General features: G+C 70.9%; 13 protein-coding genes. 4 read left to right on the plus strand and 9 right to left on the minus strand.

Going from position 1 to position 15,729, the window contains the following annotated elements; translation table 11 throughout:
- Window positions 1–202: 202 nt before the first annotated feature.
- Window positions 203–1,894 (plus strand): hypothetical protein, encoded by a 1,692-nt coding sequence (locus J2S57_RS08450; RefSeq protein ID WP_307240234.1) that lies wholly within the window; start codon window positions 203–205, stop codon window positions 1,892–1,894.
- Window positions 1,895–1,914: 20 nt separating this feature from the next.
- On the opposite strand, the gene J2S57_RS08455 is transcribed toward J2S57_RS08450, so the two are convergent.
- The 3 genes from J2S57_RS08455 to groL all read right to left on the minus strand — a co-directional run bounded on the left by J2S57_RS08455 (window position 1,915) and on the right by groL (window position 4,815).
- The gene (locus J2S57_RS08455; protein ID WP_370882599.1) at window positions 1,915–2,376 is read right to left on the minus strand and encodes a molybdenum cofactor biosynthesis protein MoaE; all 462 of its coding nucleotides are present in this window, start codon (window positions 2,374–2,376) and stop codon (window positions 1,915–1,917) included.
- Window positions 2,377–2,480: 104 nt separating this feature from the next.
- Window positions 2,481–3,092 (minus strand): nucleotidyltransferase family protein, encoded by a 612-nt coding sequence (locus tag J2S57_RS08460; protein WP_307240238.1) that lies wholly within the window; start codon window positions 3,090–3,092, stop codon window positions 2,481–2,483.
- Between the two features lie 97 nt (window positions 3,093–3,189).
- Window positions 3,190–4,815 carry a chaperonin GroEL gene (gene groL / locus J2S57_RS08465; protein WP_307240240.1) on the minus strand — a complete coding sequence of 542 codons (1,626 nt, stop codon included), beginning with the start codon at window positions 4,813–4,815 and terminating at the stop codon, window positions 3,190–3,192.
- Window positions 4,816–5,104: 289 nt separating this feature from the next.
- Here groL and J2S57_RS08470 point away from each other — a divergent pair, with 289 nt between their 5' ends.
- Complete coding sequence (locus J2S57_RS08470) at window positions 5,105–7,288, plus strand: bifunctional 3'-5' exonuclease/DNA polymerase (protein WP_307240243.1); 2,184 nt, start codon at window positions 5,105–5,107, stop codon at window positions 7,286–7,288.
- Window positions 7,289–7,609: 321 nt separating this feature from the next.
- On the opposite strand, the gene J2S57_RS08475 is transcribed toward J2S57_RS08470, so the two are convergent.
- The 4 genes from J2S57_RS08475 to J2S57_RS08490 form a co-directional block, all read right to left on the minus strand.
- Complete coding sequence (locus J2S57_RS08475; protein WP_214153400.1) at window positions 7,610–7,816, minus strand: cold-shock protein; 207 nt, start codon at window positions 7,814–7,816, stop codon at window positions 7,610–7,612.
- Window positions 7,817–8,161: 345 nt separating this feature from the next.
- On the minus strand, window positions 8,162–8,821 hold the full coding sequence (locus J2S57_RS08480; RefSeq protein WP_307240246.1) for a LytR C-terminal domain-containing protein: 660 nt from the start codon (window positions 8,819–8,821) through the stop codon (window positions 8,162–8,164).
- Window positions 8,822–8,964: 143 nt separating this feature from the next.
- Window positions 8,965–9,243, minus strand: coding sequence for a DUF3263 domain-containing protein (locus J2S57_RS08485; RefSeq protein ID WP_307240248.1), 279 nt, complete (start codon window positions 9,241–9,243; stop codon window positions 8,965–8,967).
- Window positions 9,244–9,304: 61 nt separating this feature from the next.
- A complete protein-coding gene (locus J2S57_RS08490) occupies window positions 9,305–10,657 on the minus strand; it encodes a pyridoxal phosphate-dependent decarboxylase family protein (protein ID WP_307240250.1) in 1,353 nt (450 codons plus the stop codon).
- Between J2S57_RS08490 and J2S57_RS08495 the strand changes: the two genes are divergently transcribed.
- Window positions 10,652–11,374 carry a uracil-DNA glycosylase gene (locus J2S57_RS08495; RefSeq protein ID WP_370882450.1) on the plus strand — a complete coding sequence of 241 codons (723 nt, stop codon included), beginning with the start codon at window positions 10,652–10,654 and terminating at the stop codon, window positions 11,372–11,374. The genes J2S57_RS08490 and J2S57_RS08495 overlap by 6 nt on opposite strands.
- Before the next feature lie 69 nt (window positions 11,375–11,443).
- Here the strand turns inward: J2S57_RS08495 and J2S57_RS08500 are convergent, their stop codons facing one another.
- Window positions 11,444–14,008 carry a bifunctional FO biosynthesis protein CofGH gene (locus J2S57_RS08500; protein ID WP_307240254.1) on the minus strand — a complete coding sequence of 855 codons (2,565 nt, stop codon included), beginning with the start codon at window positions 14,006–14,008 and terminating at the stop codon, window positions 11,444–11,446.
- Between the two features lie 225 nt (window positions 14,009–14,233).
- On the opposite strand from J2S57_RS08500, the gene J2S57_RS08505 reads away from it, so the two are divergent.
- Window positions 14,234–15,106, plus strand: a complete 873-nt coding sequence (locus J2S57_RS08505) for an SDR family oxidoreductase (protein ID WP_307240256.1) — start codon at window positions 14,234–14,236, stop codon at window positions 15,104–15,106.
- 120 nt (window positions 15,107–15,226) lie between these two features.
- Here the strand turns inward: J2S57_RS08505 and J2S57_RS08510 are convergent, their stop codons facing one another.
- Window positions 15,227–15,598 (minus strand): hypothetical protein, encoded by a 372-nt coding sequence (locus J2S57_RS08510; RefSeq protein WP_307240258.1) that lies wholly within the window; start codon window positions 15,596–15,598, stop codon window positions 15,227–15,229.
- Between the last annotated feature and the right edge of the window lie 131 nt (window positions 15,599–15,729).

Below are 15,729 nucleotides of genomic sequence, written 5' to 3' on the forward strand. Positions count from 1 at the left end.
ACCGGATCCCGTTCGGCGAACGGTTCCGCGACAACCGGCGGACTCACCCGATGAATTCCCGTAATCACACCGTGATAGGCCGTGAGCACCCCACCCCGACCGCTGAATATCCACTTCCGTGCGCTACACTGCACCGCCCGGAATACCAATTTCGCATTCTGGATCCCGACAATGCCCGACAACCGGCTCAGCGGAGGTAGCAGTGCTCAGGGTCTTCGGGGCCGCACCGGCCTCTGAGCGCCGCCCGCCGGGCGAGCCGCCGGGCCACTCCGGCCGGTCCCGGGAGATCTCCCTGGTCGCCGCCGCCGGTCTGCTGGCCGGGATCGTCGCGACCTGGCCGGTGGTGCTGCACCTGCCCACCCGCATCCCCCAGGACCTGCAGGACCCGGCCTATTTCGTGTGGCAGCTGGGGTGGCTCGGGCACGCCCTGCGCACCGACCCGGCCGGCCTGTGGACCACCAACGCCTTCCTCGGCGCCGAGAACAGCCTGGCCTACACCGACACCATGCTGGGCTACGCGCCGTTCGCGGCCCTGGTCTCGGGTACCGGCGGGGCGGTGGCGCTCTACAACATCCTCCTGATCCTCAACAGCGGTGCGGCTTTCGGCGGGGTCTACTGGCTGTCCCGGGTGCTCGGCGCGGCCCGTGCCGGAGCCCTGGTCGGCGCCGTGGCCTTCACCTTCGTGCCCTGGCGGCTGGGGCACGAGCGGCACCTGAACGTTCTCTCCACCGGGGTACTGACCCTGGCCCTGGCCGCGCTGGCCCACGGCTACGGCTGGCGTCTGACCGGCGAGCGCGGGGAGGCCCGGCCGCGCTGGATCATCGGCGGCTGGCTGCTCGCCGCCTGGCAGCTCAGCCTGGGCTTCGCCGTGGGCCTGTCGTTCTCGTACGCGCTGGCCCTCGTGCTCTTCCTGGCCGTGGTGCTCTGGCTCGCCCGCGGAGGCCGCCGCCCGAACTGGGCCGTGGTGCGCCCGACGCTCATCGGCGGCGCCGTCTACGGCCTGGTGGGGATCGCCATGGCGCTGCCCCTGCTGCAGGTCACCCGGAGCTTCCCCACCGCGGTCCGCACCGTGGGGGCGCTGAACTACCACTCCCCGCCCGTCGTCGGCCTGATCACCGCGCCGCCCGAGAGCTGGCTGTGGGGCGACCTGGCCGAGGGCTGGCGCGAGGGCATGCAGTCGCCGATCGAGCAGACCCTGCTGCCCGGCTTCGTCCTGCTCGTCCTGGCCGCCCTGGGTCTGGTGTCCAGCCGCTGGTCGGTGCCCGGCCGGATCGCCCTGGGCGCCGTCGCGGTACTGGCCGCCCTGTTCGCCCTGGGCACCCACGCCCCGTTCGGCGGCCGTCTCACCTTCCTGCTGCTGTTCGACCACGCGCCGGGCTGGAACAGCGTGCGCACCTCGGGCCGGCTGATCCTGTGGGTCTCGCTGGCGCTCGCCCTGCTCGCGGCCGGTCTGGTCAGCCGGCTGACGAAACAGCGCCTGGTGCCTGCGGTTCTGGCCGCGCTCATCGCGGTCGAGGGCTTCGGCCAGGTGCCGACGGCGCGCGTGCCCGAGCCCCCGGTGAAGCTGAGCAGCCTGCCCGGCCCGGTGCTGGTGCTGCCGATCACGCGGGCGGGCGACTACCTGGTGATGGCCTGGTCGGCCGACGACTGGCCCACGATCGCCAACGGCGGCAGCGGTTACGACCCGCCCTACCAGGCCGAGCTGCGCAAGCGCGTGGAGACGTTCCCCGACGCCGCGAGCGTGGCCTACCTGCGCGAACGTGGGGTGAAGTCGGTGGTGCTCATGCCGTCGGACGGCACTCCCTGGGCCGAAGCGGCCTCACGCCCAACCGAGGGGCTCGGGGTCAGTGTTCGGCCGGAGGGCGACTCGCTGGTCTACCGCATCGAGCCGTAACCCCTGAGCGGTTCAGCCGTTCAGGGGCAGGCGACCCACTCATCGGTGCCGTCGGCCAGCACCTGGCGCTTCCAGATCGGCAGCTGCGCCTTGACCTCGTCCACCAGGCGCATGGCGGTCTCGAAGGCTTCCTGCCGATGCGCTCCGGCGACCGCGACGGCCAGGGCCGTGTCGCCGATCGCGAGTGTGCCCACCCGGTGCGAGACCGCGACCGCCTCGACGTCACCGGCCGCCGTCACCTCGGCGACGACCCGCTCCAGCACGGCCTGGGCGGTGGGATGCCCGACGTACTCCAGCAGGGTCACCGGCCGGCCGCCGTCGTGGTTGCGCACCACCCCGGCGAACGTGACCACGGCACCCGACGAGGCGCCCTCGACCAGGGCCGCGTGCGCCTGCAGATCGAGCGCCTGATCGCTCACCTGGGCGCGCAGCACCTGCCGGGCGGGCGGGACGAGGCGGCTGTGGTCGCGTGTGGTCTCGATCGGCACCGAACCAGGGTAAGCAGGGTTGGTCCCGACTCGCGCACGGGTCCGCTTCTACGGGCACGAGGCCGGTGGGCAGCCGCAACTGCGGACGCGCCGGTCGCCTACTCCGGTCCCTCGCCCTGGTCACGGAGCGCCTCGGGGGTGTCCCGGTCGGTGCCCGACGCCAGGTCCGCGCACTCGACGAGCACGACGTCGTCGCGGTCGCGCAGGTAGTGCCGGGCGCCCGCGTCACCCTTCGCGGCGGCGATCACGCCCGCCCAGTGGTCGCGCCCTATCAGCACCGGGTGGCCGGGGCGACCGTCGTAGCAGGCTCGCGTAAGGGCTTTCGGAAGAGGGCCTTTGGACGTCGCGGTCACCTTCACGACCCGGCTCACCACCGCGGCGGTCACGTCGGGGGTGTCGACGAGCGCGACGACGGCGGCATCCGGCGAATCGGGCTGCCCCTGAAGGGCTTTCAGGCCGGCCCGGAGCGAGGCCCCGATGCCCTCCGCCCAGTCGGCCGCGTACACCGGTGACGCGGACGGCGGCACCAGCACCGACACGTCCTCACTGCGCGCCCCGGTGACGACCACGACCGGCGTGCACCCCGCGTCCACCAGCGCCGCTACCCCGATACGCACCCAGGGGGTGCCGCGCGCATCGGTGACCAGCCCCTTGGGCCGGCCCATCCGGACCCCCGCACCGGCGGCGAGCACGATCCCGGCGACGACCACGACGTCCACCATAGGCGCCGCAACGCCCGAGGGGCGGCCCTCCTCGAAAGGAGAGCCGCCCCCGGTCGTGCAGAGTGGATCAGTCGTGCAGGGTGGATCAGAAGTCCATGCCACCCATGTCCGGAGCGCCGCCGGCCGGAGCCGCCGCCTTCTCCGGCTTGTCGGCGATGACCGCCTCGGTGGTCAGGAACAGCGCCGCGATGGAGGCGGCGTTCTGCAGTGCGGAACGCGTGACCTTGGCCGGGTCGATGATGCCCTTGGCGATCAGGTCGACGTACTCACCCGTGGCCGCGTTCAGACCGTGACCGGAAGGCAGGTTGCGCACCTTCTCCGCCACGACGCCACCCTCGAGACCGGCGTTGATCGCGATCTGCTTGAGCGGGGCCTCGACGGCGACCTTGACGATGTTGGCGCCAGTGGCCTCGTCGCCGGTCAGCTCGAGCTTGCCGAAGGCGACGACCGAAGCCTGCAGCAGCGCGACGCCACCACCGGCCACGATGCCCTCTTCGACGGCAGCCTTGGCGTTGCGGACCGCGTCTTCGATGCGGTGCTTGCGCTCCTTGAGCTCCACCTCGGTGGCCGCTCCGGCCTTGATGACCGCAACACCGCCGGCCAGCTTGGCCAGGCGCTCCTGCAGCTTCTCGCGGTCGTAGTCGGAGTCGCTGGCCTCGATCTCGTTGCGGATCTGGCTGACGCGGCCGGCGATCTGCTCGGCGTCACCGGAACCCTCGACGATCGTGGTCTCGTCCTTGGTGATGACGACCTTGCGGGCCTGGCCCAGGAGCTCCAGGCCGGCGGTCTCGAGCTTGAGGCCGACGGTCTCGGAGATGACCTGGCCACCGGTCAGGATCGCGATGTCCTGCAGCATGGCCTTGCGGCGGTCGCCGAAGCCGGGCGCCTTGACGGCGATCGACTTGAACGTGCCCTTGATCTTGTTGACGACCAGGGTCGACAGCGCCTCGCCGTCGACGTCCTCGGCGATGATCGCGAGCGGCTTGCCGCTCTGGATGACCTTCTCGAGCAGGGGCAGCAGGTCCTTGACCGTGCTGATCTTGCCCTCGACCAGGAGGATGTACGGGTCGTCGAGGACGGCCTCCATACGCTCCGGGTCGGTCACGAAGTAACCGGAGATGTAGCCCTTGTCGAAGCGCATACCTTCGGTGAGCTCGAGCTCGAGCCCGAAGGTGTTGCTCTCCTCGACGGTGATGACGCCTTCCTTGCCGACCTTGTCCATCGCCTCGGCGATGAGCTCGCCGATCGCGGGGTCAGCGGCGGAGATGGACGCGGTAGCAGCGATCTGCTCCTTCGTCTCGACCTCCTTGGCCTGCGCGAGGAGCTCGGCGCTGACGGCCGTCACAGCCGCCTCGATGCCCTTCTTCAGGGCCATCGGGTTGGCGCCGGCGGCGACGTTGCGCAGACCCTCGCGAACAAGAGCCTGGGCGAGCACGGTGGCGGTGGTGGTGCCGTCACCCGCGACGTCGTCCGTCTTCTTCGCGACCTCCTTGACCAGCTCGGCGCCGATCTTCTCGTAGGGGTCCTCGAGCTCGATCTCCTTGGCGATGCTCACACCGTCGTTGGTGATCGTGGGGGCGCCCCACTTCTTCTCCAGAACGACGTTGCGGCCCTTCGGCCCAAGGGTCACCTTGACGGCGTCGGCGAGCTGGTTCATGCCCCGCTCGAGGCCGCGACGGGCTTCCTCGTCGAACGCGATGATCTTGGCCATCGTGTGGTGTTCCCTCCACGTGGGTGGGTTGCTGGCCAGGGAGATGCCCGCGACGGACGGAACGACGCCCGACGGTCCTGTCCCGCCCGGCACCGGCCCTCATCCACCTGGCCGTACTCGCAAAGCTGTCACTCTCACTAGAAGAGTGCTAGTTCAATGATTAGCACTCGACCCTGGTGAGTGCAAACCTCGCGGGCGGTGCCGGAGGGCCGTTCGTGCAGTGTTCTCCTGAGCGCTGAACCGGGTCCGGACCCGCGCGCCGCCAAGACTGTCGGTGGTCGGTGGCAGCATGGGATTCGTGTCGGGCGGTGCGGTGAACGGCGGGCTGTCCGCTGCTGACGTGGTCGCGGCGGGGCGGGTTCTGGTGGTGCGGGCGGGCGCCGGCTTTCTGTTGCAGGCGGTCGACGCGTCGGGGCGCGCGGTGGGGGCGCCGGCGCGGGTGAGCGATCTGGCGTCCGAGGTCGCCCGGCTGGAGTCCGGGGGTGCGCCGGGCGCCGGCTCGACCAGTTTGGGCTCGACCGGTTCGCACGCTGCCGGTTCGGGGACGGCCAGTTCGCGGATGGCCAGCTCGGCTGCGGCCAGTTCGGGGGCGGCGGGGCCGCGCTGGGTCTGGTGGCGCACGGCCGAGGTGCATCCGCTGTTGCTCGAGGCCGGGGTTCGGGTGGCGCGGTGTCATGACCTGTCGGCCGTGGAGAACCTGCTGCACACCTACGAGGGCGAGCCGTTCGTGCCACCGCAGTCGGCGGGGCGGGAGGCCGCGGCAGCCGCCGCCGCGGCCTCGCGGCGGGGCACGCAGATCTCGTTGTTCGGTGAGGGGGAGGCGGGTGGTGGAACCAGGATGCGTGGCGGCACCTTCTCCGGCCGGGGCCGGGACGCCGCCGAGAGCTCCGGTAAGACAGCCGGGCCCGACAACGCGGGTGACCTGAACGGGATGAGCGGCTCGGACGAGGGCGACGGGCCGGACGAGGTCGGCGGCGGCTGGGTGCCGACAGACGCCGGCGTGTCGCTGGGAAGCGGCGGGGCGGTCAGCGGCACGGTCGGCGAGGCGACGACCAGCGGGGCGGTCGGCGGCGCGACGGGCAGCGGCACGATCAGCGGGGCGACGGTCGGCGAGGCGACGGGCAGCGGCACGATCGGCGAGGCGACGGTCAGCGGCGCGGTGGTCCAGCAGGCCGACACGCGCACGGAGCCTCCCCAGGACCTGCCCGGGTTGCTCGGGCTCTACGCCGCGCAGCTGGCCCACGTCGAGCGGGTCCGGTCGGCTCGCCCCGGGTTCCCGTTGCTGGTGGCCGCCGAGTCCGCCGCGCACCTGGCCGCCGTCGAGATGGGGCGGGCCGGGCTGCCCTGGAACACCCGCATCCACGACGACGTGCTCACCGATCTGCTCGGCCCGCGTCCGCAGCACCACGGTCGTCCGCGCAAGCTGCAGACGCTGGCCGAGGAGGTCTCGCGCGAGCTCGTGCCGAACAGCACCGGACCCGGCCTGGCCGTGAACCCGGACTCCCCGGTCGAGGTGCTCAAGGCCCTCAAGCGGCAGGGCGTGATGGCCAAGAGCACCCGGGCCGGGGAGCTCAAGGAGATCGACCACCCCGCGATCAAGCCGCTGCTGCGGTACAAGGAGCTCTCCCGGCTGCACGTCGCCCACGGCTGGTCGTGGCAGGACGAGTGGGTGCGCCAGGGCCGGTTCCACGCCGAGTACGTCCCCGGCGGCGTCGTCACCGGGCGCTGGGCCACCGACGGCGGCGGGGCGCTGCAGATCCCCAAGGTGATGCGGGCCTGCGTGGTGGCCGACCCGGGCTGGGTGCTCGTGGCGGCCGACGCGGGCCAACTCGAGCCCCGCATCCTGGCCGCCCTCTCCGGCGACCGCGGCATGATCGCCGCCACCGCCGACCCCGACCTCTACACCGCCCTCGCCCGGCAGGCTCTGGGCCGTCCCGACGCCCGCGACGAGGCCAAGATCGGCCTCCTGTCCGCCATGTACGGCGCCCGGGCCAACTCCCCCGCCATGGTCGCCCTGCGCCGCCGCTTCCCGCAGGCCCTCGACCTGCTCGAGCGGGCCGCCCGCACCGGCGAGAACGGTGGCGTGGTGCGCTCGGTACTCGGCCGCACCTGTCCCCCGCCGGAACCCACCTGGCAGGACGTCCCGATGGAACAGGCCCTGGCCCGCTCCCGGGCGCGCGGCCGCTTCACCCGCAACTTCGTCATCCAGGCCTCGGCCGCCGACTGGGCCAACGCCCTGGTGGCCGGACTGCGCCGCCGTCTTTCCGTTCTTCCGCAATCCGGGGGCCGCGCGGAACTCGTCTTCTTCCAGCATGACGAGGTCATCGTTCACGCCCCCGCCGCTCTCGCCGGAGAAGCCGTCACCGCGATCGTGGAGAGCGGTACGGAGGCCACTTCGCTGGTTCTCGGGGATCGCGGGGTTCGTATCCCGCTGGCGGCCGCACCGATCGCGTCCTATGCCGAGAAGAATTAGCCGCTCATCGCAATTAGCGCGCCGAGGGCTGGACGGTTCGTTCGCCGAACAATCACGGATCCGAATTGGTCAGACCGACGAGATCCGGCGAAGCCCTTGAAGAAACCCGGCCGACCGGCTAATGGCCTCGGTGAATTCGGCGGCGACCGCGCGACAACGATGCCGATGACGATGTGGGCGACGAAGAGGGCACGATTAGGTCGACTCGATAACCGAATTGTAAAACCTGCGCAAACACGCGAAGCCGCCCCCGGCTGGACCCGGGGGCGGCTTCGGTGACGAGTCAAGTCCTAAGCCCGCCGAGGGCCCACGACAGACGGATCAGGATGCGGGACGCACGGCCTCGGCCTGGGGGCCCTTCTGGCCCTGACCGACCTCGAACTCCACGCGCTGACCCTCGTCGAGCGAACGGTAGCCGTCCATCTGGATAGCCGACCAGTGCACGAAGACGTCCGCGCCACCACCGTCAACGGTGATGAAGCCATAACCCTTTTCGGCGTTGAACCACTTGACGGTTCCCTGAGCCATTCCAACTCCTGCTTGCTGTAACTGCGGCGCGGTTCGAGCACTGCACACGAACCGGGTCTCACGCTCGCCGAGCCCACCCCCGAGAGGGCTGGTCCGGGATGGTCCAACGTGCGGGCCTCTGGCGTGAAGCTGGAGAGGACATTGCTCATCGAACTGTTCGACCGCCACCTACAGTAGCGCCTGAATCGCACAGGCGGGAGATACCAACTCTTAGCGTCCATCGTGAACCGCACTTAGGCGCGACCGGCACTCGCGATGAATTGCCGGCGCCCTTTCTCGAGTCTCCCGACGAAAGCGCCCGGCACCCCCTGAGGGGTACCGGGCGCCGAAGGCCTGAGCATCGGGTTACTGGGTGTCGGACCCCAGGACGACGGTGATGAAGCCCGGGTTCACCGAGGCGTTCAGCGACAGCTCACCGAGGCCCAGCGACTTCTTCACGGCCTGCGCCGTCGCCTTCGAGGCGGCGTCGTTGTAGTAGATCTTCGAGACCGGCAGATCGCGGTTGGCGGAGTTGTCGGTGCGGGACACCGTCCAGCCCTCGCCCTCGAGCTGGTCCTGGTACTTGCCGGCCAGGCCGGCCACCCCGAGCGAGTTCAGCACGACCAGCTTCGTCGACTTGTCCACGTCGCTCGCGGTCTCGTCGGTGCCGCTACCGGTGCCGTCACCGTCTTCGGCCCCCGTGGTCTCCTCGGCGTCGCTACCGGTCCCGGTGTCGTCGCCGGCGGCCCCGCCCGCGTCGGCCGAGGCCGAGGCGGAGGCCGCCGGAGTGGCCTTCGTGTCCTCGTCCTCGCTGAGCGACTGCCCGGCGGCGGAGTTCTTGGTGTCGCCGCGGTTGCCCGCGACCGTGTACACGGCGCCGATCACCAGCACCACGACGGCGAAGCCGGCGATCACCGGCAGGATCGCGGCAACCGCCTTCGGCCGCGCACGGTGTGCACCGCGGCGGCTCGCCTCCACCGGTGCGGCGGAGCGGTCGTCGTAGCCCGGAGGCCTCGTGGCGGTCATCGCATGACTCCCAGAACGATGGAACGGGTACCGCCCGGTTCAGGGGCACCCGACGGCCTGAGACTACCGACCCAGCCCCTCCCGACCAGGTATCTCAGAACGCCATATCACTGTGGTGTGCCCCATCGGATGACTCTGGTCACTCAGCCGTGAGTGTCCAGTGACCGAGCGGAACCACTCCGGCGTCGCGTCTGACGCATCCGGCGCAGGCGTTTCACCAGCATAGGGTCGGTGGCAAGAGCCTCGGGTCGGTCGATCAGCGTATTCAGCACCTGGTAGTACCGGGTGGCCGGCAGGTCGAAGAGCTCACGGATGGCCTGTTCCTTGGCCCCGGGGAAGCGGAACCAGCGGCGCTCGAAGGCCAGGATCCCGGCCTCCTGCTCGCTGAGCCCACCCGTGGGCGCATCCGGTTCGGGTTCCATCCCATCTCCTCCTGACAGCCGTGCCGGATCCACTCTAGATCCGCGTCCGCACGGGTGTCATTCACACCAGGCTGTCCAGGATCAGGTCGATATCCGCCTCGCTGGTCTCCGGGTTGACCACGGCCAGCCGCGTCACCGTCTCCCCGGCGTGCACGGTCGAGACCACGAAACCGACGTCGTCGGCCAGCAACCGCTCCGACCAGGCGCGATAGTCGTCCGGCGTCCAGCCCCGGCGGCGGAAACAGACCACCGACAGCTCCGGCTCGTGCAGCAGGTCGAGCACGTCACTGGCGCGGACCCGGTCGGCGGCGTGCCGGGCCACGGTCAGCGTGCGCTCGACGGCGTCGGTGTAGGCCTGCGTGCCGTGGGTCGCCAGGGAGAACCAGAACGGCAGCCCGCGAGCCCGGCGGGTCAGGCCGACCGCGTAGTCGCTGGGGTTCCACTCGTCGTCCTGGCTCAGCACCTCCAGGTAGCCGGCCCGCTGCGTGTGCGCGGCCCGGGCCTGCGCCGGATCGCGGTAGACCAGCGCGCAGCAGTCGAAGGGCGCGAACAGCCACTTGTGCGGATCGACCACGAACGAGTCGGCGCGCTCGATCCCGGCGAACCGGTGACGCACGCTCGGTGCCGCCAGTCCGGCCAGCCCGTAGGCCCCGTCGACGTGGAACCAGAGACCGAGCTCCTCGCAGACCGCGCCGACCGACTCCAGGTCGTCGACGATGCCGAGGTTGGTGGTGCCGGCCGTGGCCACCACCGCGAACACCCCGTCGTGCCCGGAGTCGGCCAGCGCCGCGCGCAACAACGAGCCGGTCAGCCGTCCGTCCGGACCGACCGGCACCCCGACGAAGTCGACGTCCATCACGTCGCAGGCGCTGACGATGGACGAGTGGGCATTCGTCGTGCCCGCGATCGCCCAGCGGCCGGGCAGGCGGCCGGCCCGGGACAGGCGGGCCCGGTGGCGCGCGGCGACCAGCGCCGAGAGGTTGCCGAAGGTGCCGCCCGGCACGAAGACCCCGCCGGCCTGGGGCGGGAGCCCGGCCAGGCCGGCCAGCCAGGCCAGCGCCTGGTTCTCGGCGTAGACCGCGCCCGAGCCCTCCATCCAGGTGCCCGCGTACAGGCTGGACGCGCTCACCACGAGGTCGAAGAGGGTGGACGCCTTGGTCGGGGCGCACGGGATGAAGGAGAGGTAGCGCGGATGGTCGGTGGAGATGCAGGCCTGGGCGAGCACGTCGCCGAACAACCGCATGGCCTTCTCACCGCCCATGCCCTCAGGGGTGACGGTCTCGCCGACCAGGGCGCGCAGTTCGGCCGCGGTGCGAGGGGAATCCAGGGGGACGTGCTGGTAACTCATCCGGTCCCGTGAGTAGCTCATCACGGCCTCGGCGAGGACCTCTGTCCCGGCGTCGTAGCGATGCACGGATGTGCAGTCTATGTCCAGCTGACGCTAGATTCGGCGATCGTGACACGCCGACCACTCGCGGAACAGATCGACCCGGGCTGGGCCGCCGCCCTCGCCCCGGTCGAGGAGAAGATCGCCGAGATGGGCGACTTCCTTCGTCAGGAGATCGCCGAGGGCAGGACCTACCTGCCTGCCGGCCCCAACGTGCTGCGTGCGTTCAAGCAGCCGCTGAACGAGGTGCGCGTACTGATCGTGGGCCAGGACCCGTACCCCACACCGGGTCACGCGGTCGGGCTCTCGTTCTCGGTGGCGCCCGACGTGCGTCCGCTGCCGCGCAGCCTGAACAACATCTTCAAGGAACTGCACGACGACCTGGGCATCGAGCCCTCGAAGTCGGGCGACCTGACCCCGTGGGCCGAGCGCGGCGTGCTGATGCTCAACCGGGTGCTGACCGTCGCGCCCGGGGCCGCCGGTTCGCACCGCGGCAAGGGCTGGGAAGAGATCACCGCCCAGGCCATCCACGCGCTCGTCGAGCGGGACGAGCCGCTGGTGGCGATCCTCTGGGGTCGCGACGCACGCTCCCTCGCCCCCGCGCTGGAAGACATCCCGCGGATCGAGAGCGCCCACCCCAGCCCGCTCTCGGCCAACAACGGCTTCTTCGGCTCCAAGCCGTTCAGCCGGGCCAACGCCGAGCTCGAGGATCTCGGCGCCGAGCCGATCAACTGGGCTCTGTAAGGCTTTTCAGACACCAACGGTGGACGCGCCGGTCACCTCGACCGGCGCGTCCACCGTGGGCGTCCCGGTTCAGTTCGCCTGCAGGTGCACCTCTTCGTAGAGGGTGTTGCGCTGCCGGGCGGGCCGGTCGAGGTGCTCGGAGATGTCTTCCAGCTCGGCCACGGTCTTCAGCGAACCGTACTGCGAACCGGCCATTCTCGAGATGGTCTCCTCCATCAGCGTGCCGCCCACGTCGTTGGCACCGGCCTGCAGCATGGCCCGGGTGCCGTCCACGCCGAGCTTGACCCACGACGTCTGGATGTTGTCGATGCGGCCGTGCAGAAGGATTCTCGCGAGCGCGTGCACCACCAGGTTGTCGCGCATCGTGGGGCCCGGGCGGGCGACACCGGCCAGGTAGATCGGCGCGTTCTGGTGCACGAACGGCAGCGCCACGAACTCGGTGAACCGGGCGTTGCCGTACTCGATGCTGCGGTCCTGCAGCTCGGCGAGCAGACGTAGGTGCCGGGCCCAGTGCGCGGGGTTGTCCACGTGGCCGTACATCATGGTGGACGACGTATGCAGACCCACCTGGTGGGCAGTGGTGACGACCTCGATCCACTCCGCGGTGGGCAGCTTGCCCTTGGTCAGGATCCAGCGCACGTCGTCGTCGAGGATCTCGGCGGCGGTGCCGGGCATCGAGTCGACCCCGGCCTCCTTGGCCTGCTGCAGCCACTCTCGGATCGGCAGGCCGGTGCGGGTCGAGCCGTTGATGACCTCCATCGGGCTGAAGGCGTGCATGTGCATCTGCGGCACGGCCTCTTTCACGGCCCGGGCGATGTCGAAGTAGGCGCCCGCGGGCAGGTGCGGGTCGATGCCACCCTGCATGCAGACCTCGGTCGCACCCACGGCCCAGGCCTCGCGCACCCGGTTCTTCACCTCCTCGAGCGAGAGGGTGAACGCGTCGTCGTCGTTGCGGCGCTGGGCGAAAGCGCAGAAGCGGCAACCGGTGTAGCAGACGTTGGTGAAGTTGATGTTCCGGTTGACGATGTAGGTGACGTCGTCGCCGACCGCCTCGCGGCGCAGGTCGTCGGCGATCCGGGCGAGCTGCTTGAGCGCGTCGCCCTCGGCGTAGGCGAGCAGCACCGACTGCTCCTCGGTGAGGGCCTGCGGGTCACTCTCGGCCGTGCTGAGCGCCTTGACCATGTCACCGTCGGCCCGCTCGGGAGCGCCGGTCTGCAGGGCCTTCTCACGCAGGGCGGACCAGTCGCCGTACACGTCATCGAAGTCGCTGCGCCGGTCACTGGTGCGGCCGGTGGTGTCGATCGTGACGTTCAGGTCGATACGGCCACTACTGCCCCACTCGGGATCCGGCTCCTGCCAGGGCATCCCCTTGGGCATTCTCGTCGGATCGGCCAGGCCCTCCCGATCCCCACCCTCGAGCATGAGGGCCTTCACGTGCCCGTAAACCCGCGGATCGAGCCAGGGTTCACCGACGGCCGCGTACTCCGGGTGCACCGTGAGCCGCTCGACCAGCTCGAAACCGGCGTCGGCGCTGTACTTCTCCAGGTCGTCGAGGTGTGGCCAGGGGCGCTCGGGGTTGACGTGGTCGGGCGTGAGCGGCGAGACACCGCCCCAGTCGTCCGCCCCGGCCCTCAGCAGCAGACCGAGCTGCCCGGGCTCGGACAGGTTGGGCGGCACCTGGATCCGCATCCGCGGGCCCATCACGATGCGCGCGACCGCGACGGCGGCCAGGTACTCGTCGTCACCGGCGTCGGCGACCGAGCGCATCGCGGTCTTCGGCTTGGCCCGGAAATTCTGGATGATCACTTCCTGGATGTGGCCGTACTCGCGGGCCAGGCGGCGCAGCGCGAACAGCGACTCGGCGCGGTCGGTGAACGACTCCCCGATACCGATCAGCAGGCCGGTGGTGAACGGGATGTTGTGGCGCCCGGCGTCTTCGATCACCCGCAGCCGCACGTCCGGGTCCTTGTCGGGGCTGCCGTAGTGGGCCTGGCCGGGGGTCTCGTAGAGGTGGCGGCTCGTGGTCTCGAGCATCATCCCGACGCTCGGCGAGACCGGCTTCACCCGGCCCAGGTCCTGCCACGACATCACGCCCGGGTTCAGGTGCGGCAGCATGCCGGTGGTCTCGAGCACCTGCACCGCGAGCGAGCGGATGTAGCCCAGGGTGGAGGAGTACCCGGCCTCCTCCAGCCACTCCCGGGCCTCCGGCCAGCGGTCCTCCGGGCGGTCGCCGAGGGTGAAGAGCACCTCCTTGCAGCCGAGCGAGGCACCCTGACGGGCGACGCGGAGCACGTCGTCCGGGGTCATGTAGAGCGACTTGCCCTCACGCTCGAGCTGCTTCGGGGTCTTGACGAAGGTGCAGTAGTGGCAGCGGTCGTTGCACAGGTGGGTGACCGGCACGAACACCTTGCGGGAGTAGGTGACGACGCCCGACCGCCCCGCGCTGGCCAGCCCCGCGTCGCGCACCGCACCGGCCGCGCGCAGGAGCCGTTCGAGGTGCTCACCGCGGGCCTGCAGCAGTACCTCGGCCTCCACCGGGTCCAGGGTCACGCCGTCCTCGGCCCGCCGCAGGGCCCGGCGCAACGCGGTGTCGGTCGGTGCCGGGCCGGTGGCCGGGGTCGGCGTCTGGGTCACGTAAGACTCCTCTGCGGTGGTGGTGCTGGCGGGGGTCCTCCTGCCCTGGTGCGAACCTACGCCGACACCCAGTGCATTCCTGACCGGCTCGCTCCGTGAATCACGCCTGGCCGCGAACGACGTCGCCCATGTCACACAGTGCCGCAGACGTATCAGCCGGAGGCGGCCGAGCATCTTCGTCAACGGGATTCCCGTCCGCCCCCGACATCGAGGAGACTCAGCGCGATGCGCACCCCGGAGCCGATCGGCGGCAAGGTCGTGGTCATCACCGGCGCGGCTCGAGGTATCGGCGCGGCGCTGGCGGAACGGCTCGCCGACCGGGGGGCCCGCGTGGCCCTGGTCGGGCTGGAGCCGGAGCAGCTCGCGGCGGTCGCGGCCCGTTGCGGGCGCGGCGCGGCCTGGTTCGAGTGCGACGTGACCTCGCCCGAGGCGCTGGCCGAGACCGTGGCCGGCGTCGAGAAGCGGTTCGGCGGGGTGGACGTGCTGGTCGCCAACGCCGGGATCGCGATGGGCAGCCCGCTGCGGCTGTCCGACCCGGACGCCTACGACCGGGTGATCGAGGTCAACCTGATGGGGAGCATCCGCACGGTGCGGGCGTTCCTGCCGCTGCTGATCCGCAGCCGGGGCTACTACCTGCAGATCGCCTCGCTGGCCGCACTGTCACCGACCCCGATGATCACCGCCTACGGCGCCAGCAAGGCGGGGGTGGAGGCCTTCGCCCTGGGCCTGCGCACCGAGCTGGCCGGGCACGGGGTGGGGGCCGGGGTGGCCTACCTGTCGTTCACGGACACCGACATGGGACGCGTCGCCGGACGCAGCGGGCGGCTGCGGCTGCACGACCTCGACTCGGCGATCGGCCGGCTGGTCTCGGGCATCGAGCGGCGGTCGACCTACGTGTACGGGCAGCGCTTCATCCGGCTGCTGAGGCCGGTGCGCGGGGTGATGCCGGGTGTGGTGCACCTGCTCGGACGGGGGCCGGCGGCCCGGTTCGAGACGTCGCTCGCCCAGGCCGGACCCCAGGCGTCGTCACCCATCGGGCCGGGTGGGCGCGCGGACACCAAGGCCCGCACGGCGCCCGACCCGGAGCCGAGCGCCTGATCCCCTCGTGCGGTAGGTGACCGGGGTACGGCGAAAGGCAGCGTCGCCCCGGGCCCGGTGCCCCCACGCAGCGGCGGGCGAGTCAGCCGGGTCAGGTGCGTCGGACCGGCACCGGGTGTCTCAGTGCTGCGACGGCGGCCCGTACTTCGGGGCCTCGCCGGGCGGGGTGCCGTAGGCCGGGGCGTCGGACGAGGCCTGCCCGGTCGAGCTCTGCCCGGTCGAGCGCTGCGGTGATGCGGCCCCGCCCTGCGGCTGGTCGCCCTTGGGCTTGTCACCCGCGGCGTCTTTCAGGCGCTTGGTCAGGCCCTGGGCCTGGGCCTGCACCTTGGCCCGGGTCTCCGGGTCCTTGAGCTTCTTGCTGATCTGCTGGGCCTGCGCCTGCACCTTGGCCCGGGTGGCCGGGTCCTTGGCGGCGGTCTGGACCTGCTGGATCAGTTTCTTCCCCTGCGAGGAGCGGGCGAACGCGCTGACTTTCCCAAGAAATCCGGCCATGGTCCACGGTAACCGCTGAGCCGCCCGGAAGCATCCGCCGAGCTTCCCGCCGAGATGCCGAAGCACCAGGTCGGCGGCAGGATTCGGGTCATGCGAGGGTCCAGCGACAGTGAATTGGCAGAGGCTGTCGG

This window comes from Kineosporia succinea (assembly GCF_030811555.1).
Lineage (GTDB): Bacteria > Actinomycetota > Actinomycetes > Actinomycetales > Kineosporiaceae > Kineosporia > Kineosporia succinea.

Excerpts from the sequence above, each read along its gene's own strand:
- J2S57_RS08505 (WP_307240256.1), top strand. The coding sequence starts at position 14,234 with ATGCGCACCCCGGAGCCGATCGGCGGCAAGGTCGTGGTCATCACCGGC.
- J2S57_RS08470 (WP_307240243.1), top strand. The coding sequence starts at position 5,105 with ATGGGATTCGTGTCGGGCGGTGCGGTGAACGGCGGGCTGTCCGCTGCT.
- groL (WP_307240240.1), bottom strand. The coding sequence starts at position 4,815 with ATGGCCAAGATCATCGCGTTCGACGAGGAAGCCCGTCGCGGCCTCGAG.
- J2S57_RS08510 (WP_307240258.1), bottom strand. The coding sequence starts at position 15,598 with ATGGCCGGATTTCTTGGGAAAGTCAGCGCGTTCGCCCGCTCCTCGCAG.
- J2S57_RS08485 (WP_307240248.1), bottom strand. The coding sequence starts at position 9,243 with ATGGAACCCGAACCGGATGCGCCCACGGGTGGGCTCAGCGAGCAGGAG.
- J2S57_RS08475 (WP_214153400.1), bottom strand. The coding sequence starts at position 7,816 with ATGGCTCAGGGAACCGTCAAGTGGTTCAACGCCGAAAAGGGTTATGGC.
- J2S57_RS08495 (WP_370882450.1), top strand. The coding sequence starts at position 10,652 with ATGCACGGATGTGCAGTCTATGTCCAGCTGACGCTAGATTCGGCGATC.
- J2S57_RS08480 (WP_307240246.1), bottom strand. The coding sequence starts at position 8,821 with ATGACCGCCACGAGGCCTCCGGGCTACGACGACCGCTCCGCCGCACCG.